The 23,704-nt window shown below is 68.5% G+C and carries 24 protein-coding genes and 3 pseudogenes; 17 read left to right on the top strand and 10 right to left on the bottom strand.

Annotation, left to right across the window (positions count from 1 at the left end):
• Window positions 1-145 precede the first annotated feature (145 nt).
• Both ACR9ZK_RS11865 and ACR9ZK_RS11860 read right to left on the bottom strand, forming a co-directional pair.
• Window positions 146-616, bottom strand: a complete 471-nt coding sequence (locus ACR9ZK_RS11865; protein ID WP_481342122.1) for a hypothetical protein — start codon at window positions 614-616, stop codon at window positions 146-148.
• Window positions 617-1,024: 408 nt separating this feature from the next.
• The gene (locus ACR9ZK_RS11860; RefSeq protein WP_481342121.1) at window positions 1,025-1,345 is read right to left on the bottom strand and encodes a zinc-binding dehydrogenase; all 321 of its coding nucleotides are present in this window, start codon (window positions 1,343-1,345) and stop codon (window positions 1,025-1,027) included.
• Here ACR9ZK_RS11860 and ACR9ZK_RS11855 point away from each other — a divergent pair.
• Window positions 1,332-1,514, top strand: a pseudogene (locus ACR9ZK_RS11855) (alpha/beta fold hydrolase); the annotation flags it as partial. The gene ACR9ZK_RS11860 and the pseudogene ACR9ZK_RS11855 sit on opposite strands and share 14 nt — an antisense overlap.
• 252 nt (window positions 1,515-1,766) lie before the next feature.
• Here the strand turns inward: ACR9ZK_RS11855 and ACR9ZK_RS11850 are convergent.
• Window positions 1,767-2,381 carry a hypothetical protein gene (locus tag ACR9ZK_RS11850; RefSeq protein ID WP_481342120.1) on the bottom strand — a complete coding sequence of 205 codons (615 nt, stop codon included), beginning with the start codon at window positions 2,379-2,381 and terminating at the stop codon, window positions 1,767-1,769.
• Window positions 2,382-2,645: 264 nt separating this feature from the next.
• A pseudogene (locus ACR9ZK_RS11845) lies at window positions 2,646-2,735 on the bottom strand (DUF2510 domain-containing protein); the annotation flags it as partial.
• A 211-nt stretch (window positions 2,736-2,946) separates the two neighbouring features.
• Here ACR9ZK_RS11845 and ACR9ZK_RS11840 point away from each other — a divergent pair.
• The gene (locus tag ACR9ZK_RS11840; protein ID WP_481342119.1) at window positions 2,947-3,921 is read left to right on the top strand and encodes a S1C family serine protease; all 975 of its coding nucleotides are present in this window, start codon (window positions 2,947-2,949) and stop codon (window positions 3,919-3,921) included.
• A gap of 148 nt (window positions 3,922-4,069) precedes the next feature.
• Here ACR9ZK_RS11840 and cysM read toward each other — a convergent pair whose 3' ends face one another.
• Window positions 4,070-4,957 carry a cysteine synthase CysM gene (gene cysM / locus ACR9ZK_RS11835; RefSeq protein WP_481342118.1) on the bottom strand — a complete coding sequence of 296 codons (888 nt, stop codon included), beginning with the start codon at window positions 4,955-4,957 and terminating at the stop codon, window positions 4,070-4,072.
• Window positions 4,958-5,343: 386 nt separating this feature from the next.
• Here cysM and ACR9ZK_RS11830 point away from each other — a divergent pair, with 386 nt between their 5' ends.
• The 4 genes from ACR9ZK_RS11830 (at window position 5,344) to ACR9ZK_RS11815 (ending at window position 8,367) form a co-directional block, all read left to right on the top strand.
• Entirely contained in the window at window positions 5,344-5,748 is a 405-nt protein-coding gene (locus ACR9ZK_RS11830) for a DoxX family protein (RefSeq protein ID WP_481342117.1), read from the top strand.
• Between the two features lie 156 nt (window positions 5,749-5,904).
• Window positions 5,905-6,786, top strand: a complete 882-nt coding sequence (locus ACR9ZK_RS11825) for an NYN domain-containing protein (RefSeq protein ID WP_481342116.1) — start codon at window positions 5,905-5,907, stop codon at window positions 6,784-6,786.
• An 80-nt stretch (window positions 6,787-6,866) separates the two neighbouring features.
• Window positions 6,867-7,394 (top strand): Ltp family lipoprotein, encoded by a 528-nt coding sequence (locus ACR9ZK_RS11820; RefSeq protein WP_481342115.1) that lies wholly within the window; start codon window positions 6,867-6,869, stop codon window positions 7,392-7,394.
• Between the two features lie 289 nt (window positions 7,395-7,683).
• Window positions 7,684-8,367 carry a response regulator gene (locus ACR9ZK_RS11815; protein ID WP_481342114.1) on the top strand — a complete coding sequence of 228 codons (684 nt, stop codon included), beginning with the start codon at window positions 7,684-7,686 and terminating at the stop codon, window positions 8,365-8,367.
• A gap of 132 nt (window positions 8,368-8,499) precedes the next feature.
• Here ACR9ZK_RS11815 and ACR9ZK_RS11810 read toward each other — a convergent pair whose 3' ends face one another.
• Window positions 8,500-9,150 carry a TetR/AcrR family transcriptional regulator gene (locus tag ACR9ZK_RS11810; RefSeq protein ID WP_481342113.1) on the bottom strand — a complete coding sequence of 217 codons (651 nt, stop codon included), beginning with the start codon at window positions 9,148-9,150 and terminating at the stop codon, window positions 8,500-8,502.
• A gap of 70 nt (window positions 9,151-9,220) precedes the next feature.
• Between ACR9ZK_RS11810 and ACR9ZK_RS11805 the strand changes: the two genes are divergently transcribed.
• The 3 genes from ACR9ZK_RS11805 (at window position 9,221) to ACR9ZK_RS11795 (ending at window position 11,548) form a co-directional block, all read left to right on the top strand.
• Window positions 9,221-9,697, top strand: coding sequence for an SRPBCC family protein (locus ACR9ZK_RS11805; protein ID WP_481342112.1), 477 nt, complete (start codon window positions 9,221-9,223; stop codon window positions 9,695-9,697).
• A 305-nt stretch (window positions 9,698-10,002) separates the two neighbouring features.
• Entirely contained in the window at window positions 10,003-10,662 is a 660-nt protein-coding gene (locus ACR9ZK_RS11800) for a hypothetical protein (RefSeq protein ID WP_481342111.1), read from the top strand.
• Window positions 10,663-11,125: 463 nt separating this feature from the next.
• The gene (locus tag ACR9ZK_RS11795; RefSeq protein WP_481342110.1) at window positions 11,126-11,548 is read left to right on the top strand and encodes a nitroreductase family deazaflavin-dependent oxidoreductase; all 423 of its coding nucleotides are present in this window, start codon (window positions 11,126-11,128) and stop codon (window positions 11,546-11,548) included.
• 49 nt (window positions 11,549-11,597) lie between these two features.
• On the opposite strand, the pseudogene ACR9ZK_RS11790 reads toward ACR9ZK_RS11795, so the two are convergent.
• Window positions 11,598-12,307, bottom strand: a pseudogene (locus ACR9ZK_RS11790) (amidohydrolase family protein).
• Window positions 12,308-12,382: 75 nt separating this feature from the next.
• Here ACR9ZK_RS11790 and ACR9ZK_RS11785 point away from each other — a divergent pair.
• Complete coding sequence (locus ACR9ZK_RS11785) at window positions 12,383-14,350, top strand: acyl-CoA dehydrogenase family protein (RefSeq protein ID WP_481342109.1); 1,968 nt, start codon at window positions 12,383-12,385, stop codon at window positions 14,348-14,350.
• Between the two features lie 27 nt (window positions 14,351-14,377).
• On the opposite strand, the gene ACR9ZK_RS11780 is transcribed toward ACR9ZK_RS11785, so the two are convergent.
• Window positions 14,378-14,986: a PadR family transcriptional regulator gene (locus ACR9ZK_RS11780; protein ID WP_481342108.1), complete on the bottom strand. Its 609-nt coding sequence runs from the start codon at window positions 14,984-14,986 to the stop codon at window positions 14,378-14,380.
• A gap of 70 nt (window positions 14,987-15,056) precedes the next feature.
• On the opposite strand from ACR9ZK_RS11780, the gene ACR9ZK_RS11775 reads away from it, so the two are divergent.
• Complete coding sequence (locus tag ACR9ZK_RS11775; RefSeq protein ID WP_481342107.1) at window positions 15,057-15,845, top strand: alpha/beta fold hydrolase; 789 nt, start codon at window positions 15,057-15,059, stop codon at window positions 15,843-15,845.
• Window positions 15,740-16,594, top strand: coding sequence for a PIG-L deacetylase family protein (locus ACR9ZK_RS11770; protein ID WP_481342106.1), 855 nt, complete (start codon window positions 15,740-15,742; stop codon window positions 16,592-16,594). The genes ACR9ZK_RS11775 and ACR9ZK_RS11770 overlap by 106 nt, the downstream gene beginning before the upstream one ends.
• A gap of 72 nt (window positions 16,595-16,666) precedes the next feature.
• Here the strand turns inward: ACR9ZK_RS11770 and mraY are convergent, their stop codons facing one another.
• Window positions 16,667-17,779 (bottom strand): phospho-N-acetylmuramoyl-pentapeptide-transferase, encoded by a 1,113-nt coding sequence (gene mraY, locus ACR9ZK_RS11765; protein ID WP_481342105.1) that lies wholly within the window; start codon window positions 17,777-17,779, stop codon window positions 16,667-16,669.
• A gap of 204 nt (window positions 17,780-17,983) precedes the next feature.
• Between mraY and ACR9ZK_RS11760 the strand changes: the two genes are divergently transcribed.
• Complete coding sequence (locus ACR9ZK_RS11760; RefSeq protein WP_481342104.1) at window positions 17,984-18,616, top strand: dihydrofolate reductase family protein; 633 nt, start codon at window positions 17,984-17,986, stop codon at window positions 18,614-18,616.
• A gap of 37 nt (window positions 18,617-18,653) precedes the next feature.
• Here ACR9ZK_RS11760 and ACR9ZK_RS11755 read toward each other — a convergent pair whose 3' ends face one another.
• On the bottom strand, window positions 18,654-19,676 hold the full coding sequence (locus tag ACR9ZK_RS11755) for a LacI family DNA-binding transcriptional regulator (protein WP_481342103.1): 1,023 nt from the start codon (window positions 19,674-19,676) through the stop codon (window positions 18,654-18,656).
• A gap of 310 nt (window positions 19,677-19,986) precedes the next feature.
• On the opposite strand from ACR9ZK_RS11755, the gene ACR9ZK_RS11750 reads away from it, so the two are divergent.
• The 4 genes from ACR9ZK_RS11750 to ACR9ZK_RS11735 form a co-directional block, all read left to right on the top strand.
• The gene (locus ACR9ZK_RS11750) at window positions 19,987-21,273 is read left to right on the top strand and encodes an ABC transporter substrate-binding protein (protein ID WP_481342102.1); all 1,287 of its coding nucleotides are present in this window, start codon (window positions 19,987-19,989) and stop codon (window positions 21,271-21,273) included.
• Entirely contained in the window at window positions 21,270-22,247 is a 978-nt protein-coding gene (locus ACR9ZK_RS11745; protein WP_481342101.1) for a carbohydrate ABC transporter permease, read from the top strand. The genes ACR9ZK_RS11750 and ACR9ZK_RS11745 overlap by 4 nt, the downstream gene beginning before the upstream one ends.
• Before the next feature lie 18 nt (window positions 22,248-22,265).
• The gene (locus tag ACR9ZK_RS11740) at window positions 22,266-23,078 is read left to right on the top strand and encodes a carbohydrate ABC transporter permease (RefSeq protein ID WP_481342100.1); all 813 of its coding nucleotides are present in this window, start codon (window positions 22,266-22,268) and stop codon (window positions 23,076-23,078) included.
• Between the two features lie 45 nt (window positions 23,079-23,123).
• Window positions 23,124-23,704: alpha-amylase family glycosyl hydrolase (locus ACR9ZK_RS11735; protein WP_481342099.1), on the top strand; the 581-nt coding region annotated here is incomplete at its 3' end.

The following is a 23,704-nucleotide window of genomic DNA, read 5'->3' as shown; positions in this document are numbered from 1 at the left end:
TCCGTCGTCGGCAGCGTCAGATGTGTATAAGAGACAGCTTCCGTCCACCGCCGCGGTGGCACTCCGCATCCGTACCCGGCCGGTCGCGGTCCCAGGTTGACGCTGTCCCGTGCGCGGCCGTGCCGCGCGACGCTCAGCCATCCGGTTAGAGCGTCACGCCTTTGGCTTTGAGGTGTTCACCGATCGGGCCTGTCGCCCAATCTCCGTCGTAGAAGTTGACCTGCACCCGGCGGGTGGCGGGATGGCCTTCCAAACCTGGGGGCAACGTCGTCCTTCGGCCGCGGTAGTCAACGGCGCTGATCCGGCTATCGGCCAAGAGCAGCTCGTCGGCCCTGAGAAGCCCTCGCCGGCGGCCCCGCTCGAGTCCTACGACCGCGTCCCAAGAGGCGTCCAGCCGGTACTTGTCGCGTTGAAGCTCGATCCCGTCGGTTGTGATGGTCAGGGACCGGTGCGATGCCCGGATGAGGCCAGGAATCCCGAAGGCCAGGAGTGCGGCCGCGAGCGGAACGGCAAGGGGGAGCGGCCGCAGGACTAGCAGCAACAGAGCGGCCGCGACGAGCGGCATGAGGAAGGCTTCGAGCAGCACGATCGGCTTACGGACGCGGTGGGTGATCACGGGCGGCACGTTAGTGGGAAGGGATGCTCGCGAGGCTGATCGACGCGGAGGACGGCCGCGTCGAGGGAAGGTGGAGGGCACCCTTGGTCGAAGGGCAGATCCACCGATCGGACCGCGGCTCTCGTCGTCAGCGTCACTCCGCCGCGAGCCGCCTCGCTTACCGCTCAATGGATTCCACAAGGCCGCATGAGCTGAGGTGGCTAGCCATGTAGCCGGGGGTCAGAACCTCGGTTGGACAGAGTCCCCGCCTGGCCGGTGGAGCGCGGCCTACGGGCCGCTGGCAACCGTCCCGGCACGACTGTGCGCGGAGGCTGCAGCACAGTGTGGGTGGTGACGGGTGTTCGTCGATCCAACTTGTGAAGTCCTTGTCTCTGGCAGCGGCAACAAGACCGCGTGGTCGTCACGTGGTCAGCGGGTGATGACGACCTTGCCGTGCGCTTTGCCCTCCTCCACGTAGGTGACCGCGTCGAGAGTCTGGTCGAAACCGAAGGTGCGGTCGGGGACCGGGCGGAGGTCTCCGGCCTCGTAGAGCCGGGCCAGGTTCGTCAGCTGGGCGCCGTCGGCGTGCATGAAGAAGAAGCGGTAGCGCACCCCGAGTCGCCGGGCCCTCCGGTGGATCTTGCGGCTGAGCAGTGCCATCACCGGCTTGAGCAGCGGCTTGCTGATCTGGGTGGCGAAGGCGGGGTCGGGCGGCCCGACCACGCTGATTGCCAGCCCGCCCACACTCATCGCGAACGGCGACAACGACCGCATGGTCCCCAGCGCCCTCTCCCACGACCTGCACCGACGCATCCAGGACTCGGAGTTGATCATCTACCCCGACTCTGGCCATGGCGGGATATTCCAGTTCCACCAGGACTTCGCACCCGTCGCAGTGAAGTTCCTCGGCCCCGCCTGACCACGCGGCCGCCTCGTGGTCACCCGGTCCTGCGGGTCGGCGGCTCAGCGCTCCAACGAGCCCGCACGCCTGACCGCCCGAACGGCTCGAGGAGGCCCGAGCAACCGCGCACACATGCGCAGCGGCTCCCGCGACGCGGACAGCAGTTTCCCGAGCACATCGGCGGCCAGACCTCGGCAGCTCCGGCAATTAACGACCTTCCGCAGCGCTTGCCGACCACCTTGAACCAGCGTCATACCGCCGCGAGCGCACTCATGGGGCCAAGCCCAAATTCCAAGTTTCTGGCTGGTCCGGGGTGTAGCTCCAGGGCGGTAGCTGATATCGGGTTCCAAGGATGGGATTGAGAACCGTCAGCAGTTCCCCAGTGTGTTGCCGCGCGACGCTGTACGTCGCGAGCGCGCCGTCTACGTCTTGGGGCAGTTGATCCCCTGCCTTGGCGTAGAAGTCACGGAGTGTTGTGACTGTGGCGTAGTAGGTGGCTTGGTCGGCCACGCGTGGCATGCCGCAGTTCAGCAGGTCCTCCATGTCAGTGGAGAGGAAGCCCATCGTGGTGGCGGCCCCGAGGTCGGGACGGTCCATGAACCGCGCGTCGCCGGTGGCGACGTCTTCGACGACGCGCCCAGCGATCACTTTGGCGCATGCCTTGTCGAATGCGTCCGTCGCGGGCGGCGGGTCCACCGGGTAGCCCGAGATATTGGGTGTCGCCGTGATGAACCGCCCGTGAGGGATGCTGGGAGGCGGTGTCACAGCCAGTTTGGGCGCAGCTGGTGGGACGGGCGCCGGAGTCAGGTGGCGTGCCGCAGGCGGCTTCGGAGCGGTCGGCCGCGATGAACGGTTCGATGTCGAGGTCGACGGCTCCAGCGACATGACTGGATCCGGTGTGGACGGGGTCGGTTGCGGCTCCGCGCCAGGGGGCGCCCCGGCCACCGTCGCATGGGCATATGGTTGCCCGTCAAGCGGACCACCGCTCACGAGGCCATCAACGCCGAATCCGAATAGGAGCACGCCGCAGGCACCGACGGCCAAGATGGGAAGGGCTCGTTTCCGAGGCTCTGACGGGGCCGTGGCCGCGGGCGATTCCGCAGCGTGTGCCGTGCTCTCGACGTCGGCGACGGGTGCGGCCGGCGGGTCATCGAGGTTGCGGTACTGCCCGGTCCAGCCTTCGCCGTCGTGATACCGCAAGCGCTGCTCGCCCGGCTGGTAATACCACCCTGTCTTGATGTCGGCCTCCCCTGCCTCGCGAGTGTCGCAACATGGTCACAGCCGAAGCGAGGGCGCGGAGATGAAATCGCCAGATCCGGTTGCGCCCCCAACTCAGGTGGAGCCCTTGCACGCATGGAGTCGCTCACCTTTGCCGCGAAATCGCCGCGCACCATTCGGACTCGCGCCTACCATCGCCCCGAGTGTTCGAGCCACAGGTCAGGGGCAGCAGGTGACGGACGATCACGGCGACGACCGGGAGATCTGGCCTGCGTTCCAGACGCACTCGCAAGCTCCCGCGCGCAAAGACCCGGGTCGCGCCTATCGGGCGCTGGGGATCGGCTTCGCCATCGCGTTGCTGCTGGCGAACACCGCTGGCGCCGGCTATCTCATCGTGCGCCAACAGGCCGACTCACAACAGATCACCCAACTTTCTGCAGACCTGGCCGCTGCCGACTCGAAAGTTCAACAGCTGAAGACGTCCGTGGCCAGCGCGCAACAGGAGGCAGCTAGCGCCAAGACGGTGGCGGAGGCGGCCAAGGTGGCCGCCGGAGACGCTGGCAGCCGCGCTGCGACCGCGAATGAGACCGCCAGCAAGGCGGCCAAGGCGCAGGAACAGGCCAAGGCGGCAGCCCTGGACACCAACGCGGTCGTGGAGAAGGTGAAGTCCTCCGTGGTCACCGTGCATTGTGGCGACGCGCTGGGCTCGGGGTTCGCTATCGACGCCGGCTCAGTCCAGGGCTACGACACCGCGATCATCACGAACCACCACGTGATCGAGGAATGCACGGTCCAGGGCGGCCCCAACGCCTACGCCTCCCAGGGAGACCGGAAGTTTCCCTCGAAGCTGTGGACCTGGGACGAAGAGCACGACGTCGCCCTTCTCTATCTCAGCGGCGGCCTGACGCCTCTTCAGGCGGCGCCGCCGGCGAAGGTCGGAGACCCAGTCGTCGCCATCGGCTCGCCGTACGGGCTGGAGGGCACAGTGACAACCGGCATCATCTCCCGCATCGAAACCAGTTGGTACCAGACCTCAGCGTCGATCAACCCCGGCAACTCTGGCGGGCCGCTGCTTGACCGGCAGGGCCGCGTCCTGGGCATCAACAGCATCACCATCGGCGGCGGCGGCTCCGGTATCGGCGGTTCGATGCGTATGAGGGTCACCTGCTCGGGGATCTTCAGTACGGGCTGCCCGTTCAACAACTGATCGGCTTAAGGCTGCTGCAGCACGCGACGTCCCGCACATCAAGGTCTCGTCAGCCCGCGTCACTTCGCCGCGTATGGCAATCGTGCGGTAGGGCGGCGGAGGGGGCCGGTCCCACCCTCGACGGCTGTCTCCGGGCGTCAGCGGAATCTCAGGCGGGGAACACGCCGCTGGACAGGTACCGGTCGCCGCGGTCGCAGACCACGAAGACGATCGTCGCCCCCTCGACCTCCTCGGCTACTTGCAGGGCGGTCCAGCAAGCGCCGCCCGCCGAGACACCTCCGAAGATGCCTTCTTGGCGGGCCAGCTGGCGGGCCGTCTCCTCGGCGTCGGTCTGGGTGACCTCCACGGTCCGGTCCACCGCCGAGGGGTCGAAGATCTTCGGCACGTACTCCGGGGGCCAGGCGCGGATCCCGGGGATCTTCGAGCCCTCCGCGGGCTGTGCCCCGACGATCTCGACACCGGGGTTGCGTGACTTCAGGAACCGCGAGACCCCGACAATCGTGCCAGTGGTGCCCATCGCGGACACGAAGTGTGTGATCCGTCCGTCGGTCTGTCGCCACAGCTCCGGGCCCGTCCCGTCCTCGTGGGCACGGGGGTTGTCCGGGTTGCCGAACTGGTCCAGGACCCGGCCGCGGCCCTCCCGCTCCATCCGCGTCACGACGTCGCGGGCCTCTTCCATGCCGCCGCGCGCCGAGGTGAGGACCAGGTCGGCTCCATACGCCTTCATCGTCTGGATCCGCTCGGTGGAGGCGTCCTCGGGCATCACGATGACCAGTGGGTAGCCGCTGATCGCCGCCGCCATCGCCAAGCCGATCCCGGTGTTGCCGGACGTGGCTTCCAGCAGGGTGTCGCCGGGAGAGATCTCCCCTCGCGCCTCGGCGCCGCGGATCATGCTGATCGCCGGCCGGTCCTTCACCGAGCCGGCCGGGTTGTTCCCCTCGAGCTTGGCGAGCAGCACGTTGCCGCGGCGTTCGTTCTCTAACCCCGGAAGGCGCTGCAGACGCACCAGCGGCGTGCCGCCGATGACGTCCTCCATCGTGGGGTACGGCGGAGGGTTGCTCACCCGCCGCAGTCTATGGCGGCGGTCCCCGAAGAACCGCAGCCGGCTGCTCGACCTCCACGCATCCAAAGAGCACGAAGAGGTCCGCGACGATGACGTTCGTCCGGGAGGCCAACCACCCCTGCCAGCAGGGTCCGAGGCGCGTCCTTTCGCCGCGAGGCGACGAGGATCGGCGTCTCCCGAGGTTCGCGGCTATAGGTCCCTGGGGTGCGCTGCCCCCTCCATGCCGACCACGCGTCGCTGCCGTGGGGAGCGGCATCGACCAGCCGCGCCAGCCGCCAATATCAGATGCTGTGGGGGTGGTTGAGGATTAAAATACAACTTGTGCGGCACCCTTGCCGAAAACTCTCGGAGGAGGCTTCATGGACGTGGTTTTCCTCATCGGTCGCTTCCTCTACGCCTATCTGTTCCTCGGATCCGCGGTGGGGCACCTGACGAGGGCCGACGACATGGGCGGCTATGCCGCCTCCAAGGGCATCCCGGCCGCCAAGGTCATGGTCCGCCTCTCCGGGGTGCAGATCCTCGTCGGTGGACTGATGATCCTCCTCGGCGTCTGGGGTGACCTTGGATCGCTGCTCATCGCACTTTTCCTGCTCGCCACCGCCTTCCTGATGCACCCATTCTGGAAGGAGACCGAGCCGATGGCCGAGCAGATGGAGATGATCCAGTTCAACAAGGACGTGGCGCTGGCGGGCGCCGCGCTCGCGTTCTTCTGGGTCTTTCAAAACGGTGTGGGCCTGACCATCACCGACGGGCTTTTCTCCTAGCGAGCAGCGCGTCATACCAGCACGTCAAAGCCGTGCGCTGAGGCGACCGCCTCGCCGGCCAGACTCCGAGTGTCCGTGTATCGGTGCCGAGGTCCCGGGCGAATCGTGCTCGGGTGCGTGAGGTCGACCGCCGACGGCCCGTCGTAGGCTCGCGCCATGAGCGAACGGGTGGCGGTCTACCTCGACTTCGACAATGTGGTCATCTCCCGTTACGACGACGTCCACGGCAAGCAGGCGTGGCGGCACGACGATCCGCGCAAGCATGGGTGGTCGACAACCTCAAAGGACCCGCTCGACGCGAAACTGGCTGCGGCGCGAGTCGACATCGGGGCGATCATCGACTATGCGGCTTCCTTCGGCAGCGTGTCGCTGAGCCGGGCCTACGCCGACTGGTCGGTTCCTGCGAACGCGGCGTACAAGGAGGAGCTGATGGGGCGAGCTCTTCACCTCGTTCAGCTGTTCACCGCCTCCGGGGTCAAGAACGGAGCCGACATCAGGCTCGCCGTCGACTCCGTCGAAGACCTCATGCGCCACCCCGAGATCACGCACGTGGTCCTTGTTGCTGGAGACTCCGACTACGTTCCACTCGCCCAGAGCTGCAAGCAACTCGGTCGCTACGTAGTCGGCATCGGCGTTGCCGGGTCGACCAGCAGGGCGTTGGTGTCAGCCTGCAACGAGTTCATCGACTACGCCCACCTGCCAGGGGTCACTCCGCCGCCGGTGGCCAAGCCGGTAGAGACCGCGGCGCCGGCCAAGAAGGCCGTCGCGAAGAAGACTTCCCGGAACTCTACGTCTGCGGACCTCGCGGCAGAGGAGGCGACCAGCCTCCTCGTCCGTGCCATTCGGGTCGGACTACAAAAGGGCGATGACGACTGGGTCTACGCGGCGGGGGTGAAGAGCCAGATGCAGCGAATGGATCCGGCCTTCACTGAGAAATCGCTGGGGTTCACCAGCTTCCGAGCGTTCGTGGAGTCGCGGAGCGACAAGGTGGAGACGAGACAACTCGCCAACGGCCAGTTGAGCGTACGGCTGGCCTGAGCTGCCGCCCAGGCCATGGCGGCTGCCTGACGATGCGTCACTTCGCCGCGAGGCGACGACTTGCGTCCCAAATCAGCCGAGTGAAGCCGCACCAACGCCCGCACCGCGACGAGCTCAACAACCACACCTGCCGCCACTCACGAGGGCTCGACGTGGGCACGCCGACTGCGGCCACCGTCAACTCATCGAGCCCGTCGACCCCCGCAGCAACTCCCCCAGCCACCCCCACCGTTGACCCCTCCATACAGGCGTCGCTCGACAAGGTCGCCGCAGACAAGGCAGCCGCCGATGCCAAGGCAAAGGCCGCCGAGGAGGCAAAGGCCAAGGCCGCCAAGGCAGCCGAGGACGCCAAGGCCAGAGCCGCGGAGGAGGTGAGGAAGAAGGCCGCCGCCGAGGCCGCGAAGAAGAAGGCGGCTGCCGACGCGGCAGCCAAGAAGGCGGCTGAGGAGGCAGCGGCGCGAACCGCCGGGCAGGAGCAGGCCATCGGCAAAGCCCAGGAGTACCTCGACTACCAGCATTTCTCGCGCAACGGGCTCATCGGCCAACTGCGGTATGAAGGTTTCACCAAGTCCCAGGCCACCTACGGTGTCAAGGCTGCCGGCCTTTGACCCAACCACCGACCTGTGTCTCCCAGTAGAAGGCGCCTCGTTTCGCAGCCTGACGGTGTGAGCGAGCCCGCCTACGACGCCAGCACTACGTGCGTGACAGGTCGGTGACGATGGGGGCGATTGGGCTAAGCGGAGGCCGCGAGCTCCGGCCGCAGCTGGCGCGTCACAGCGCCGCGAGCGGTCAGTGGTACCCCTGCGGACCTGCCGACTCACGGGGCGACAACCACCAGGACAACCCGCTCAACGCTCTCGGGCGGACCGTCCTTGGAGGCTGGGCCAAGATGGGGCCGTGGAGCCGCACCCGGAAGCCATCCGCGTCCTCATCGTCGACGACCACGCCCTCTACCGGCGTGGACTGCGGACCGTGCTCGCCGTTGAGGACGACATCGAGGTGGTCGGCGAGGCGGCAGACGGGGTGGCGGCGGTCACCCAGGCGGAGGCGACCGTTCCCGACGTCATCGTGATGGATGTCGGTATGCCGAAGCGGGGCGGCATCGACGCCTGCCGACTCATCAAAGAACGCGTCCCGTCGGCGCGCATTCTCATGCTCACCGGCTCAGAGGACGAGGCCGACCTTTTCGACGCCCTTCGCGCGGGCGCCACCGGGTACCTCCTGAAGAACGTGACCGACGAGATCGCCGACGGGATCCGCGGCATCTTCGACGGCCAGTCCCAGATATCGCCCTCGATGGCGACCAAACTGATCGGCGAGTTCACGCGGATGAGCGAGCGCTCCTCGGGATCGGACGCCGCGCTTGGAGTCGAACCGCCACACCTGACCGAGCGGGAGCTGAGGATCCTCGAGCTCGTCGCGCGGGGCCGGAGCAACAACGAGATCGCCGACGAGCTGGTGATCTCGGTGAACACCGTGCGCAACCACATCCGCAACATCCTCGACAAGCTACAGATGCACTCGCGGCTGGAGGCGGCGTTGTACGCCGTGCGCCGGCGACTCATCGACCCCGGCGAGTGAGCCCTCGACCTGACAGGCCTGAACGAATGCGTCTGGCCCCTAACGACCGTCAGGAGCAGCGTCACATCGCCGCGTGACGCTCGGCGCCCTGCCGGACGGGCACAGGAGTCAGTCGAGGTGGGCGCTGGTCTCTCAGGGGAGGAGGGCCGCTACCAACGTCTCAACCAGCCAGTCCCGGTACTCCCTCTCCGTCCAGCCGCACTGGGTGACGAGTGCCTCGTAGTTGGCTTGGCCGCACACGGTGTACACGATGTCGCCCGCCCGCTCGGCGGTCAGCCCGGGGCGTAGCACTCCGCGCTGTTCGAGCATCTTCCCCAGGCCAGCGCGCAGGCCGTGCCGCCGCTCCGCCGCGATCTGCTCGCGCAACTCGATCAGCGATGTATCGCTGGTCGAGGCCGCGTCGAGCACCCGTAGCAGGGGACCGACCCGCGACCAGATTCCTGGCTGGGTGGCCGCATACAGCTGCAGCTGCCGCACCGGGTCCGGTTCGTCGATGATCCGCCGGATCGCAGGGCGTTCGATCACCGGAACGTCAGCACGCTCCGCGCCCCCAGCCACGGCTGCCCGCACCGCTTCACCGAGGAGGCCGGCCTTCCCGTTGGCCGAGCGGTAGACAGTCTCCACCGCAACGCCGGCCTCAGTCGCGATCGCCGGGATGGTCGCCCCCGCGAACCCCCGCTCCACGAACAGCCGGTGGGCAGCCTCGACGATGCGCGTGCGGGTGCGGGCGGCCTGCGCCCTGCGCAACTGCGAGTCGTACTTGCGTCTTGCGTTGCTCGACATTGAGGAGAACGATACTGGCATCAATATGGGCGACGGAGGGATCCCCCGCCATCGAGAACAGGTGGAAGTCATGTCCAAGCTCATCGAAGCCAGCGCCGACATCGCCCGGACGCCGCACGATGTTTTCGACTACGTCTGCGACCCGGAGCGGCTGCCGGACTGGCAGCCGTCGGTGGAAGTCGCCGCGTTCGAACCGCCCGGAGTGCCCGCGGCGGTGGGCGTGCACGGGCACGAGGTCCGGCGGGTTCCGGGCGGAGGGCGGACGTTCCGGTGGGAGGTCACGGAGTGTGAGCCAGGGCGGCGTTGGAGCATCAGAGGCATCGACGGTGCCGTCCGCGCGCACGTGACGCTCGCGTTCGCTCCGACGAGTGCGGGCACCGGCACGCACGTCGACTACCGGCTCTGGTTCGAAGGGCATGGCATCGGCAACCTGATCCGGCTGCTCGCGAGCAAAGGCGCGCGCAAAGAGGTCCCTGCGAACTTGGCGCTGCTCAAGCAGCGGCTGGAGGCGACCAGCGCGCGGCGCTCGAACGGATCGGACCTCTAGCGACGCAACCGGCACTCAGGTATCTCCAACAGTCGGCCGTCTACGGACGTGCACCGCGCCGCGAGGAGCGGCGCGTGAGGGGCTTATGTCCGCCGCGTCGACGACCAGGTCCGCAAGGTTGCCCTCGTCTCCCGACGGTTCACGGCACTATCCGGCCACCAGACCACACAGGTCGCGCTCAGGCGAACCCACAGCCGGCACAGCGTGAACGTGGGCTCGCCGGCAGGCAGGTCGTTCCGAGAGCGCTTCCTCGCGGTGTGCGCGAAAATGCCCTCGTTCCGCTTGTGATCGGGTACGGCTGCGACATGGCAGTCCCCGATCTCCTGGCCCGCGTCGCCTCGTCCGCTGGTGGACAGATACTGCGCGTCGCAACCCAAATCGCCGCCGCCCGGCCGGCTACCAAGCCCCTCCACCCGCGCGGCTGCGTCGTCCCAGGCGCACTGCACCGGTTCGGCGCCGAGGAGGAGACCGGCGCCGCATGGCTGGACCAAGTCGGTGAGGACCACGTGCTGGTACGGCAGTCACGAGCGGTCGGTACGCCTGCCCCCGTGCCAGACATATTCGGGCTCGCAGTCCGGGTCCCGAGCGACGGCGGCCGGCACGGCGATCTGCTGTTCGCCTCGACCGGGCTTGGACCGCTGACCCGTTACACGCTCACGCCGGCCCGGTCGCCCTATCAGAGACCGCTGACGACATTGCTGCCATATCGGACGCCCGCCGGTGGAGTTCTGCTTTCTGCGGTCTTTCACGACGCGACGACGGTGGCGCTTGCCTGGGCCATCGGCTCGGGCCAGTGGCACCCATTTGCGCAGCTGGTCCTTCACCCCGCCCCGGTCGGTGAGGAAGACGCGCGGCTGTCATTCGACCCCATCCGCAACCCCTTGCCCGGCCTGGACACCTACGCCTGGGTTCGCCGGCTCCGCGAGCCGGCCTACGCCACCGCTCGACGTTCCCGCGGGTCTTGACCGCTTGAGCCGCAGTCGCGACGCGAATCGGGTCGGCACCGTCCACCTGACGGCACTCGACGCCAGCGACGAGTGCGCCACTCCGCCCGTCCGTGTCGCGGACGCCGCACTGGATACCGCAGCTGCTGAAAGACTCGCGTCATGGCAGCAGGCCGCCCTGGTGACCACTGGCGCACGACATCTTCGTCTGGAATCGGCCGGCGTCCGGCGAACCGGCTGACTCGCTGATCCGCGAGATCGCGGCGTCGGGGCGCCCAACGACTGGAGGACGACGACGCCTTGGGCAAGCGCCTCGGAACCTGTGGCCCCAATGGGGTCAGGTCGACGATGAGGCAGCCAGCTCTGGCCGTGGTGCGCAAGGGGCCGGCCGGTGGCATTCTTCGTCTGAGGGCTAGGTGAGAGGCAGATGTAGATGGCCCGCGATGCTTCCGTCGACGACAAGTGGCCAGCGAAAAGGTTCCACGTGGGGCGCGTACAGCGCGTCGCGAACACGGTGATCGGGACTCTCGCTTCCTGGGGCCTCGTACCGCACACGTACACGCTGTCCGTCCCCGGCCGGAAGACCGGTCGCTTGCACTCGACACCGGTCACCGTGGTCGAGACGGGCGACGAGAAATGGCTGGTGGCACCGTACGGGCCGGTGCACTGGGTGCTCAACGCCCGCGCGGCCGGCAGGGTGACTCTCAGCCGGCGCCGCACCTCGACCGAGTACGACGTGCGGGAGCTTCCGCCGGCGGAGGCGGCGCCGGTGCTGCGGCAGTACCTGCAGGTGGCTTCGGCCACACGGTCCTACTTCACCGCGTCCAAGGACGCCCCTGTTGAGGACTTCCTCAAGGAGGCGGGTCGGCATCCCGTGTTCGCCCTCGTTCCGACGACGCGCCCCTGAGGACTGTGTGACCTGCCAGGCGCGACCTCGGGTGCAGCCGCAGTCCGGATCAGGCGTCAGTTTCCGCAAGGTTTCGATCGCTGGGAGGGCCCGCCTGAACCGGGACTCCGGCGACGAGGACGGCGACGGGTCGGCTCAGGGCGGACAGATCTCGGGAGAGGTCGCCATCCACGACGAGCACGTCGGCGACATGGCCCGGCGCCAGCCGGCCGGTCACTCCCGGCAGGCCACAGGCTCGAGCGGTGACAGAGGTCGCCGCGGCCAGTGCCTCAGCGGGGAGTACCCGGCTTGGACCATCTCCTCGACGACACGCCAGACGTTGCCGTGCTGCTTGGCGGGGGCCATCCCCGAGTCGACGCCGGTGATCACCTGGATGCCGTGCTGCCGGAAGCTGGTCAAAGCCGTGATGCGAGAGGCGTAGAACTCATCGAAGTCCTTGACGCCGAACCGTTTCATCAGCTCCGCGAGCGGTGGCGGCGGCGCAGGCATCAAGGCGTGGAAGCTGCGGTCGTTGCCCATCGTCAGATCCACGTACACGCCTCGGCGAGCCACCTCGTCCAGGAGCTGCTCACCGATGCTGGACCCGTGCGCCGCCGAGAGCCCGCTGAAGTGCTCGATCCCGTCGACGCCGGCCGCCGCCGCATTCTCCATGGCGACCAGCGAGTGGGCATGCGCCACGAGTGGAAGCCCGGCCCGGTGTGCCTCATCGACCAGCACGGCCAGCTGCGCTGCGGTGAACTGCGCGCCCAGCTGCGTCACGCCGTCCGGAAAGACGGCTCCATGGGCTTTCGCTCCCGCTACCCAGGGGTAACACTGGGTTAGGAGGCGAGGCCAGTGAGCAGTGACGTCAGGGAGGACCCGTCCACCGAGCAGGCCGACCGCACCAGCCGTGTCGACGCCAGCGAGCAGGAGTCCCGCGCGGTCGTCGAGGCGGCGCGCGAGAAGGGGTGGGAGCGACCGAGCTTCGCCAAGGGCCTCTACCTCGGCCGCTTCGACCTCGACCTCGTCCATCCCCATCCCCGGGCCGACCCTGCCGACGACGCCCGGGGTGAGGAGTTCCTGACCCGGCTGCGCGAGGTCTGCACCCGCATCGACGGCAGCCGCATCGAGCGCGAGGCACAGATTCCCGACGAGGACGTCAAGGCACTGGTTGATGTCGGCGCGTTCGGGATGAAAATCCCGCGCGAGTACGGCGGGCTCGGGCTCACCACGTCGTCCTACGGCAAGGCGCTCATGCTCGCCAGCTCCGCCCACCCGAGCCTCGGCGCGCTGCTGTCGGCCCACCAGTCGATCGGCGTCCCAGAACCGGTCAAGCTCGTCGGTACCTCCGAGCAGAAGGAGGCGTTCCTGCCCCGCTGCGCCGCCGGTGCCATCTCCGCCTTCCTGCTCACCGAGCCCGACGTGGGGTCCGACCCGGCCCGGCTGGCAACCACGGCCATCCCCACGGCGGACGGCACGGCATACCTCCTCGACGGCGTGAAGCTGTGGACCACCAACGGCGTCGTTGCCGAGCTGCTCGTGGTCATCGCGCGGGTGCCCGCGCGGGACGGCCGGAAGGGAGGCATCACCGCGTTCGTCGTCGAGGGCGGCTCCCAGGGGATCACCGTCGAGCGACGCAACTCCTTCATGGGGCTCAAGGGGATCGAGAACGGTCTGACCCGCTTCCACGAGGTGCGGGTCCCCGCCGAGAACCGGCTCGGCAACGAGGGCGACGGCCTCAAGATCGCGCTCACCACCCTCAACGCCGGGCGGCTGGCCATCCCGGCGATGTGCGCTGCGGCGGGCAAGTGGGCGCTGAAGATCGCGCGCGAGTGGTCCTCGGAGCGGGTGCAGTGGGGCCGGCCGATCGGCGAGCACGACGCCGTCGCCGAGAAGATCGCCTTCATCGCCGCCACGACGTACGGCCTGGAGTCGGTGCTGGAGCTGTCGGCGCAGCTCGCCGACGCCGGCAGCAAGGACATCCGGATCGAGGCCGCACTGGCCAAGCTGTGGGCCAGCGAGATGGCGTGGAAGATCGCCGACGAGCTCGTGCAGATCCGTGGAGGCCGAGGGTACGAGACCGCCGAGTCCCTGCGCGCCCGCGGGGAGCGAGCCGTGCCCGCCGAGCAGATGCTGCGCGACGTGCGGATCAACCGCATCTTCGAGGGCTCGAGCGAGATCATGCGCCTGCTCATCGCCCGGGAGGCCGTCGACGCCCACCTCAAGGCGGCCGGCGCGCTGGCGGACAAGGACGCGACGGTCCAGGACAAGGCACGGGCCGCGGTGGGCGCCAGTGGGTTCTACGCGAAGTGGCTGCCGCACCTCGTGGCCGGCCGCGGCACCGCGCCGATGTCGTACGCCGACTTCGGACCTCTCGCCGAGCACCTGCGGTTCGTGGAGCGGTCCAGTCGCAAGCTGGCGCGGCACACGTTCTACGGCATGTCCCGCTGGCAGGCCAAGCTGGAGTACCGGCAGGTGTTCCTCGGCCGGGTCGTGGACATCGGCGCCGAGCTGTTCGCCATGACGGCCGCATGCAGCCGGGCTGAGATGCTGCGCGTCGACGACGACGTGCGCGGCCGCCACGCCTACCAGCTCGCCGACGCGTTCTGCGACCAGAGCCGGCTGCGCGTGGAGACGCTCTTCGCCGCCCTCTGGACCAACACCGACGTCACCGACTCGCGGCTGGCGCGGAGTGTGCTGGCCGGCGACTACACCTGGCTCGAGGAGGGCGTGCTCGACTCGAGCGAGGGCACCGGACCGTGGATCGCCGCATGGTCGCCGGGGCCCAGCGAGGCGGAGTCGGTCTGGCGCCCCCTCCGGTGACCATCGGCCTTGACACCTCGCACGCCATCATCCGCGAGAGGTGATCTCTCGCAATGCCTGCTCGGTTTGCCGGGCGATCGCGTCCCCGTCGTCCGATTCCAACACCTGCACCGCGTCGGCCGCCCAGTGGCTCCAGTCCTGGATGGCCTGGTGCACATCGCAGATCAGCCGCATGGAGAGCACGTTCGTGTGCATCCGCTCGGGAAACGGCTGCTCGCCGCCGGCCATCGCTCCGAGCTGTCGGAGAGACTCGGTCGCCTGTTCGCCGATCAGGTCGATCGAGGCGCGCAGCTCGGCCAACCCGGTCTGGTCGCCGAAGAACACCTTGAGGGCGGCTTCGGACTCGACCTGGGTCGGTGCGCTCGGTTCGGCCAGCCACGCCCGCAGCGCCTTTCGGCCGGCTCGGTTGATTCGATAGACGGTGCTGGCCCGCTTGCCGGTCGCAGTCTTCTCGGCATCGGCCCAGCCGAGGGCGACGAGCCGCTTGGCCTCCAGGTACACGGCGCGCTCGGCGCGCGGGAAGAACCAGCGCAGGCTGCGCTCCGACTGGCGGGCGAGCTCGTAGGTCGTCCAGGGACGGACGGCCAGCAGGCCGAGCACCGCGTAGGAGGTGGAGGTGGGGCGAAGGTCGGCCATGGGCTTGACCATACTGCATGATGCAGTATATCAATACTGCATCATGCAGTAACCGCCTTGGAGGAACGCCATGATCACCACCGTCCCCCCGCTCGCCCGCACGGACCTCGGCGTCGGCGACCCGGCCCTTCTGCACCTGCCCGGCTGGTGCGGCGGTCGCGAGGTCTTCGATCCGCTGCTGGAACACGCAGCGCGGCACCACCGCTCGATCTCGGTCGACCTGCCCGGCCACGGCGACTCGCCCCGACCTGCGACGGACTTCGGTGCCGCTCAGGTGGCCGACGCCGCTGTGGCGCTCATCGCCGCCGAGCAGCTGACGCGCGTCGTGCCGGTCGCCCTCTCGCACGCCGGCTGGACGGCCTTGGAGGTGCTGCGTCGGCTCGGCCCCGATCGCGTACCGGCCGTCGTGCTTCTGGACTGGATGCCGCTGGGCGCGCCCCCGCAGTTCGGCGATGCCCTCGCCGCGTTGCAGGATCCGCAGGCGTGGCTCGCGGCGCGGGCCGGCCTGTTCACCATGTGGGGTGAGGGCGTCGACCACCCGGCGGTGCTCGCGTACATCGCCTCGATGGGTGGCTACGGCTTCGAGGCGTGGTCACGCGCGGGACGGGAGATCGCCCGAGCCTTCGCCGCGGAGCCCGTGCCGTTGGCGGCCTTCGGCCGCCTCCCCCGGCCGGTGCCGGTCCTGCACGTCTACGCGCAACCGCGCGACGACGCGTTCCTCACTGCGCAGCGTGCGTATGCCGTGGAGCACCCGTGGTTCAGCGCCGCCCGGCTCGAGGCGAGCAGCCACTTCCCGTCACTCGAGGTGCCGGAGCAGGTGATGGGCGCGATCGGCGACTTCCTGAGCGGGCTGCAATGAGCGGACTGCTCGTCACCGTCGCGCACCCCGACGACGAGACCTTCGGCACCGGCTCCGTCATTGCACTGGCAGCCGAACGCGGCCTCGACGTCACCGTGTGCTGCGCGACGCGCGGCGAGGCGGGCGAGGCACCGGGGGTCGAGGCAGACCTGGGCGCCCTTCGCGAGGCCGAGCTGCGAGCGGCGGGCCGCGTGCTCGGCGTCTCCCGCTTCATCCTTCTCGGATATCGCGATTCGGGAATGGATGGTGCTCCGGCACCCGGCACCCTGACCGCTGCACCTTTCGAGGACGTCGTCGCCGACCTCGACCAGGTGATCGACGACGTCCAACCCGATGTGGTCGTCACGACCGATCCTGACCACGGCGACGGCCACCGTGATCACGTGGTGATCGGCCGGGCCACCGTGGCCGCGGCGTCCCGGCGGGCGGACCTTCGCGTGTACGGCTGGGCCCTGCCCCGCGACCTGCTCGCGCGCTGGTTCGCCGAGCTCGAGCACGTCCGTCCCGAAAGCGCCCACTTGGACCTCGACCGGCAGGGGCTCGGCCGACCGGAGGAGCAGATCACCGCGGCCCTGGACGTCGCACACCTGCAGCCGCTGCGCGAGCGGGCGATCGCGATGCACCGCAGCCAGCGCTCGCCTTATGAAGGGATGCCACCCGGTCTGCGCGACGACTTCCTGCGCACCGACCGCCTCGTCCGTTTGCACCCGAAGTGGCCGATCGGCGAACCGGACCACGACATCTTCTGAGCCGGCGTCCGGGCGTTGAAGTGCTGTTGCCCTGTCACCGCGGGTGTCAGATCGGGCGGTAGACCACCTGGCTCAACGGTGTGCCAGCCAGTCTCCGTAGAACAGCGCGAGGCCCGCTGAGGCGCAGAGGCCGGCGATGATCCAGAAACGCGCCACGATCGTCACTTCGGACCACCCGACCATCTCGAAGTGGTGGTGCAGCGGCGCGATCTTGAAGACGCGCTTGCCGGTGAGCTTGAAGCTGACGACCTGGATGATCACCGACGCCGTGATGATGACGAAGAGGCCGCCGAGGACGACGAGAAGCAGCTGGGTGCGGGTCATGATGGCGAGCCCGGCCAGCGCTGCACCCAGCGACAGGGAGCCGGTGTCGCCCATGATGATCTCGGCCGGGGAGGTGTTCCACCACAGAAACCCGAAGCACGCGCCGGCGATGGCGCAGGAGACGACCGCGAGGTCGCGTGCGTCGGTCACGTCGTAGCAGCCCGGCCCCGGCGCGACCGTGCAGCCCTGGTTGTACTGCCAGAGCGCGATGGCTGTGTAGGCGCCGAAGACCATGACCGATGCGCCGGGCGCCAGACCGTCCAGGCCGTCGGTGATGTTGACGCCGTTCGAGGCGCCCGCGATGAGAACGCTCGCCCACACGATGAACAGCAGCAGGCCCCCGACCGGGCCGGCGACGGCGAGATCGAGACCGGTGTCTCGGATGAAGGAGACCGCCGTCGATGCCGGTGTCCGTCCGCCTGAGGTCGTCAAGAGCAGGGCGCCGAGCGCGAAGACGACGGTGACGAGCGTCTGACCCAGGAGCTTCTGTCTGGACGTGAGGCCGAGGCTGCGTTCCTTGCGGATCTTGATGTAGTCGTCGAGGAACCCGACGACGCCCAGTCCGACGAGCAGGAACAGTACGAGCAGGGCGCTCAGTGACATGCCGCGGTGGCTCGCCTTGAAGACCCCGGACGCGCCGAGCGCCGCCAAGATCGCGTGCGAGGCGAAGTAGCCGGCCAGCGCTGCCCCGATGATCACCGCGCCCCCCATCGTGGGCTTGCCGCGCTTGACGTGGTGGTGCACGAGGTCGTCTCGGATGAACTGACCGTACCGATGCCGGACCAGGAGCCGGATGAACGGCTTCGTGCAGAGCAGCGCCACCGCCATCGAGATCGCGCCGGCCAGCAGAACGTTGACCATCGTCCCTCTTGCCTGTCCTTTCCTCCACGGTCGGGTTGCGTCGTGGCCGAGCCCTGCCGGCATGCGTTGGCCGCGTGGCCGGTCAGGTGCCCGTCAACCTTAGGCGCCATGACGACGCCGGCCCAGGATCCGTACGTCTCGGGCATTCTGGTGGTCCGTCCAGGACCGACTGCACAGCGCCAACATCAGCCGAGGAGCGCGCGGATGTCACTCACACGGATCCACAACCTGTCCATCTCGCTCGATGGGTTCGCCACCGGCGAGCCGCAGTCCGCCGAAGCACCCTTCGGGCATGCGGGCGAGCGGCTGCACGAGTGGATGTTCGGCACTCGGTTCTGGGACGCGGGCGGAACTGCCGGGGTCGACGACGCCTTCGCTCAGCGCCATGGTCCCGGCATCGGCGCCGAGATCATGGGCGCCAACAAGTTCGGCCCACCCGGATGGCGGGATGACCCGGACTGGCAGGGCTGGTGGGGCCCCAACCCGCCCTTCCACACACCGACCTTCGTTCTCACGCACCATCCGCGGTCCTCGATCGAGATGGAGGGCGGAACGACGTTCCACTTCCTCGACGCTGCCCCAGCCGACGCACTCGACATCGCCAGGGAAGCAGCCGGCGGCCAGGACGTGCGGGTCGGCGGCGGCCCCACCGTCGTCCGTGACTTCCTCGCCGCAGGGCTCGTCGACCACATGCATCTCGTCCAGGTCCCGATCGTGCTCGGTCGCGGCGTCCGTGTCTGGGACGGCCTGGAGGCGCTCGAGGATGCCTACGACGTCGAGGCGGTCTCCTCTCCCAGCGGCGTCACCCACCTCACCTTCACGCGCAAGGCCTCGTGACCGTCGCCTCATCGGAAAGCCCACAGGGCAGACGAGCTCAGCCGCGACGAGGCGGGGCCGTGCTTCCTCGGACGACCAGCTCGGTGGGAAGCGTGGTGGACGCGCTGGGCGCGGTGCCGCCGTTGAGGAGGTCGAGGAGCAGCCGGCCGGCGAGGACGCCCTGTTCTGCCGGTCGTTGCCGCACCGTGGTGAGATCGCTCAGCTCGGCCACGGGGTGGTCGTCGATTCCCACCACCGACACGTCATGCCCAGGCTGGAGCCCGGCGCGTCGCAGGGTGCGGATCGCGCCGAGAGCCACCTCGTCGGAATGGGCGAACACCGCGGTCGGAGGCTCGGGGTGCCCGAGGAGCCGGCTCATCGACGCGGCTCCATGCTCGCCCCCCCAGGGCGCGGTGACGACAAGGGTGGGGTCGACCTCGATGCCGGCGCGCTCGAGCGCCTCGTAGTAGGCGGGTGATCGAGTCGAGCTCAGCCCCGGTTGGTCCGGGTCGAAGGCCTCGAGCATCCCGATGCGGGTGTGGCCGAGATGAAGCAGATGGTCGACGGCCTGCCGGCTCGCTTCGTGGTCGTCGATGTGCACGCAGGGGTAGGCGGCCGACTGTCCGCCGGCTGCGACGATGTGGACGCCCATGGTCTCGAGGCGGGCGCGCTCGGCGTCCTCCACCTGGAAGCCGATGACGACGACCGCATCGACCTTGCGCCGGGCCGGGAGGCGCTCGAAGAAGTCGTGCCGGTCCCGGACGCCGCCGACCTGGTAGAGCAGCACGTCCAGCTCGGCCCCGCGCAGGACCGAGTCGAGGCCCTCCACGACCGAGCCGAAGAACCACCGGGAGAGGTGGGGCACCACGAGGGCGACCCGCCCGGTGTTGCCCTTCGCCAGCCGTGAGGCCTCGGGCGACACGACGTAGTGGTTGTCCTCGGCCACGCGTAGCACGCGTGCGCGGGTCGCCGGGGCGACGTTCTTCGCGTTGCTGAGGGCGCGTGACGCTGTGCCCACGCCGACGCCGGCCATGCGGGCGATGTCGGCCAGGGTCACCTTCGCCGGTGTCACGTCTGCCACGGCGACAGGATAGACGACTGGAAACGCTTTCACCATCACCTTGGTCCCAGTGGTTGGAGCTGCGCCTTGAGACTAGGGGCGTTTCGAATCGCGTACTGCTCTCTTGACATGCGTGACCAGTCGGCCTCACCATCGTGACTGGAAGCGTTTCCAGTGCTTCCCGCTCACTGTTCGAGTGACTGTCGGCGACACCAGGTGGCCGGCCCCCTTCAACGGCGCAGGAGGAACTCCCATGCACTTCGCAGGTCACCGTTCGCGTTCAACCCGCCTCTGCCTGGCGGGTGCACTGGGCGCCCTGTCCGCGGCGGGCGTGGCCGCCTGTTCGGCCCCCGGCCCCGCCTCCTCCAACGTCGCCGCGGTCGACTCGATCCCGACGTCCGTCAGCACCTCGGTGGGCACCCAGCCGGTGACCCTCAAGCTCTACGACGGCCAAGGGCTCAAGGCGGTCGACGACGCCCTCATCGCAGCCTTCACGAAGAAGTACCCCAACGTGACGATCACGCCGACCTACGACCCGGACAACGTCACGACGCAGAACCAGCCTCGGCAGATCGCCTCGGCGACGCCCCCGGACCTCGTCCGCGTCATCTCGGTGACGGCCGGCACGAAGAACCACCTGCTGACCAACCTCGACGCGTACGCGGCGGCCTACGGATGGGACCAGCTGCCCGCCTCCCAGCTCGCGCAGTTCCGGGAGAAGGACGGCGTGGCCGGTTCGGGATCGCTCTACGCCAAGGCCAGCGGGTTCACCATGACGGGCCTGTACTACAACAAGAAGCTCGCCGGGCAGGTCGGCATGACGGCGCCGCCCACGTCGGTGGAGGCACTCACCGGCCTGATGACCAAGGCGAAGGCGGCAGGCCTGACCGGCATGGTCGTCGCGAACAAGGAGGGCGGCGGGGTGTTCCCGTTCCAGCTGCTGCTCAACTCCTCGATGGGCCCGCAGAAGGTCGCTCAGTGGGTGTTCAACGCGCCGGGGGCCACCATCGACACACCAGAGGCGGTGGCGGCCGCCAAGCAGGTCCAGGAGTGGAACCAGGCCGGCCTGTTCCCGCCGTCGGTCAACGCCCTGGACGCCACCGCCGCAGACGCCCTGTTCGCCGGCAACAAGGGTCTGTTCTTCCCCTGGGGCAACTGGGACGCCGCCAACCTCGACAAGACGATGCCAGGCCAGGTCGGCTTCTTCCCCATGCCTCCAGTGACCACCGGCGGCCAGGTCGCCGCGATGTCCGACGCGGCCACCGCGTTCGGCATCCCGTCGAAGTCGAAGAACAAGGACGCCGCCGCCGCCTTCCTGAACTTCCTCTCGAGTGACGAGGCCCGTCAGATCGCCGTCGACAACGGCTTCATGCCCACGGGCACCACCTCGCAGAAGGCCCCGACCATCAAGCCCGACTCCGTGCTCAACGACGTCAGCAAGGCCTTCGCCACCGTGTCGGCGGCCGACGGACAGGTGCCCTTCGTGCAGAACGCCACGGCCGGCATCTCCAACCAGGCCTGGAACCCGGAGAGCCAGCTCCTGCTCGGCGGCAGCTCCACGCCGGAGCAGTTCGTCAAGAACGTCCAGACCACGTACGACGACGAGCTGAAGCGATGACCACCGTCGACGGCCTCACCGGCCGCGTCGACGCCACCGGCACTGTCCCCCCGACCTCGCGCCGTAACCTGCGGCCGGGGACTTCGGACCGAACCGCAGGCCACCGCACCCGCTCACGCGCTCGGTGGGCCGGATGGCTCTTCGCCCTGCCTGCCCTGGTCATGTACGCCGTCTTCGAGCTGTACCCGATCTACACGGCGTTCCAGTACTCGTTCTTCGACTGGGACGGCATCAGCGTGGCCACCCCGGTCGGGCTCCAGAACTACACGCGGGTCTTCACCGAACCGCAGCTGCTGGCCTCGATCGTCCACTCCTTCATCCTCATCGCCTTCTTCACCTTCCTGCCGGTGCTGCTCGCCCTCGTCATCGCCTCGATCGTCCGGGAGATCAGGTCCACGTGGGCCGGCGGCGCCGCCCGGACGTTGATGTTCCTGCCGCAGATCATCCCCGGAGCAGCGTCGGCGATCGCCTGGACGTGGATGTACTCCCCGGACGGCGCGGTCAACCAGATCCTGCGTGCGGTCGGCCTGCAGTCCGTCACTCGCGCCTGGCTCGGCGACTTCACCTGGGCCCTGCCGGCAGTGGGCATCATCGGCACCTGGCTCGCCACCGGCCTGTGCACCCTGTTGCTCATGGCGGGCATCGGCAAGATCGACGCCAGCCTCTACGAGGCGGCCTCGCTCGACGGCGCGAACCGGATCCAGCAGTTCCGAGCCATCACGCTGCCCGGCCTGCGCTCCGAGATCGGGGTCTGCGTGACCATCACGATCATCGCCGCCCTCGCCAGCTTCGACGTCGTCTTCATGTCCACCCAGGGCGGCCCCGGCTATGCCACCCAGGTCCCCGGCGTTCAGGTCTACCAGCTGGCCTTCACCGAGAACCGCATCGGCCAGTCGTCGGCCCTGGCCATCGTGCTGAGCCTGATCGTGCTGGCCGTCATCCTGCCCATCCAGCGCTTCTTCCGAGAGCGGTGACCTGTGATGCTCGCCTCCTTGCGTGACAACGCGCCCAAGACGGTCCTGCTCGGCGCCGCCGCCCTGTTCTCCGTCTTCCCGCTCCTGTCGATGTTCTCCGCGGCGCTGCAACCCCAAGGCAGCGCCCCGGCCGGCATCTCCTTCCCCGCGCACCCGCAGTGGCACAACTTCATCGACGCCTGGAACGTCGCCAACATCACGAACCTCGTGCGCTCCAGCGTCGTGCTGGTCATCGGTGTCGTCCCGATCGCCATGCTCATCTCCGCGATGGCCGCCTACGCCATCGCGCAGCTACGGATCCCGTTCGGCAACGTCTTCTTCCTGCTCCTGCTCCTCGGACTGACGCTGCCGTACGAGATCGTCGTCGTCCCGCTCTACTACCAGATGCAGCAGTTCGGACTGCTCAACAGCCAGCTCGGGCTGATCCTGCCGCTCATCGGCCTGAACATGCCCTTCGCCGTGTTCTGGATGCGCACGCATTTCCAGTCGGTGCCCGCCGAGCTGTCCGAGTCCAGCTCCATCGACGGCGCCGGCCCGTGGAAAGCCTTCCGCCACATCCAGCTTCCGCTGGCCGTCCCCGCCCTCGCATCGCTGGGGGTCCTGATGTTCCTCAGCACGTGGAACCAGTTCCTGCTCGCCATCGTGCTCATCGACGACCCGAACAAGCGAACCATGGCGGGCGCCCTCCAGGGCTTCGTGGGGGCCCACTCCACCGACGTGGTGCTGCTGAACGCCGGCGCGCTGCTCATCATGGCCCCGACGATCGTGGTGTTCCTGGTCTTCCAGAGGTACTTCATCCAGGCGATGCTGGCCGGCTCAGTCAAGGGCTGAGACATGACGAACGCGACCACCGCACTCCCAGAAGGCAACCCACTCATGGTGACCCACACTCTCCCCAGCACGCCGGACCAGGACTGGTGGCGACGCGCTGTGATCTACCAGATCTACCCCCGCAGCTTCGCCGATGCCGACGGTGACGGCATCGGAGACCTCCCCGGGATTCGGAGCCGGCTGACCTACCTGGCCGAGCTCGGGGTCGACGCCATCTGGCTCAGCCCGTTCTACCCCTCGCCTCTGGCAGACGGCGGCTACGACATCACTGACCACCGCGCCGTCGACCCGCGACTCGGAACTCTCGACGACTTCGACGCCCTGGTGACCGACGCGCACGGTCTCGGCATCAAGGTCATCATCGACATCGTCCCCAACCACACATCCGACCAGCACCCGTGGTTCGTCGAGGCACTGCGGTCCGGGATCGACTCCGCCGCCCGCGAGCGCTACATCTTCCGCGACGGCGCCGGAACCGACGGCAGCCAGCCTCCCTCGGACTGGCGCTCCCACTTCGGTGGAGCCGCGTGGCAACGCATCGAGGACGGACAGTGGTACTGCCACCTCTTCGCGCGGGAGCAGCCCGACCTCAACTGGGACAACGAGGAGGTGCGCCAGTACTTCCT

The organism is Monashia sp. HAY1-5C, assembly GCF_056755255.1.
Note: the sequence above shows the minus strand (reverse complement) of the source record. Positions and strands in the feature narration are given on the sequence as shown.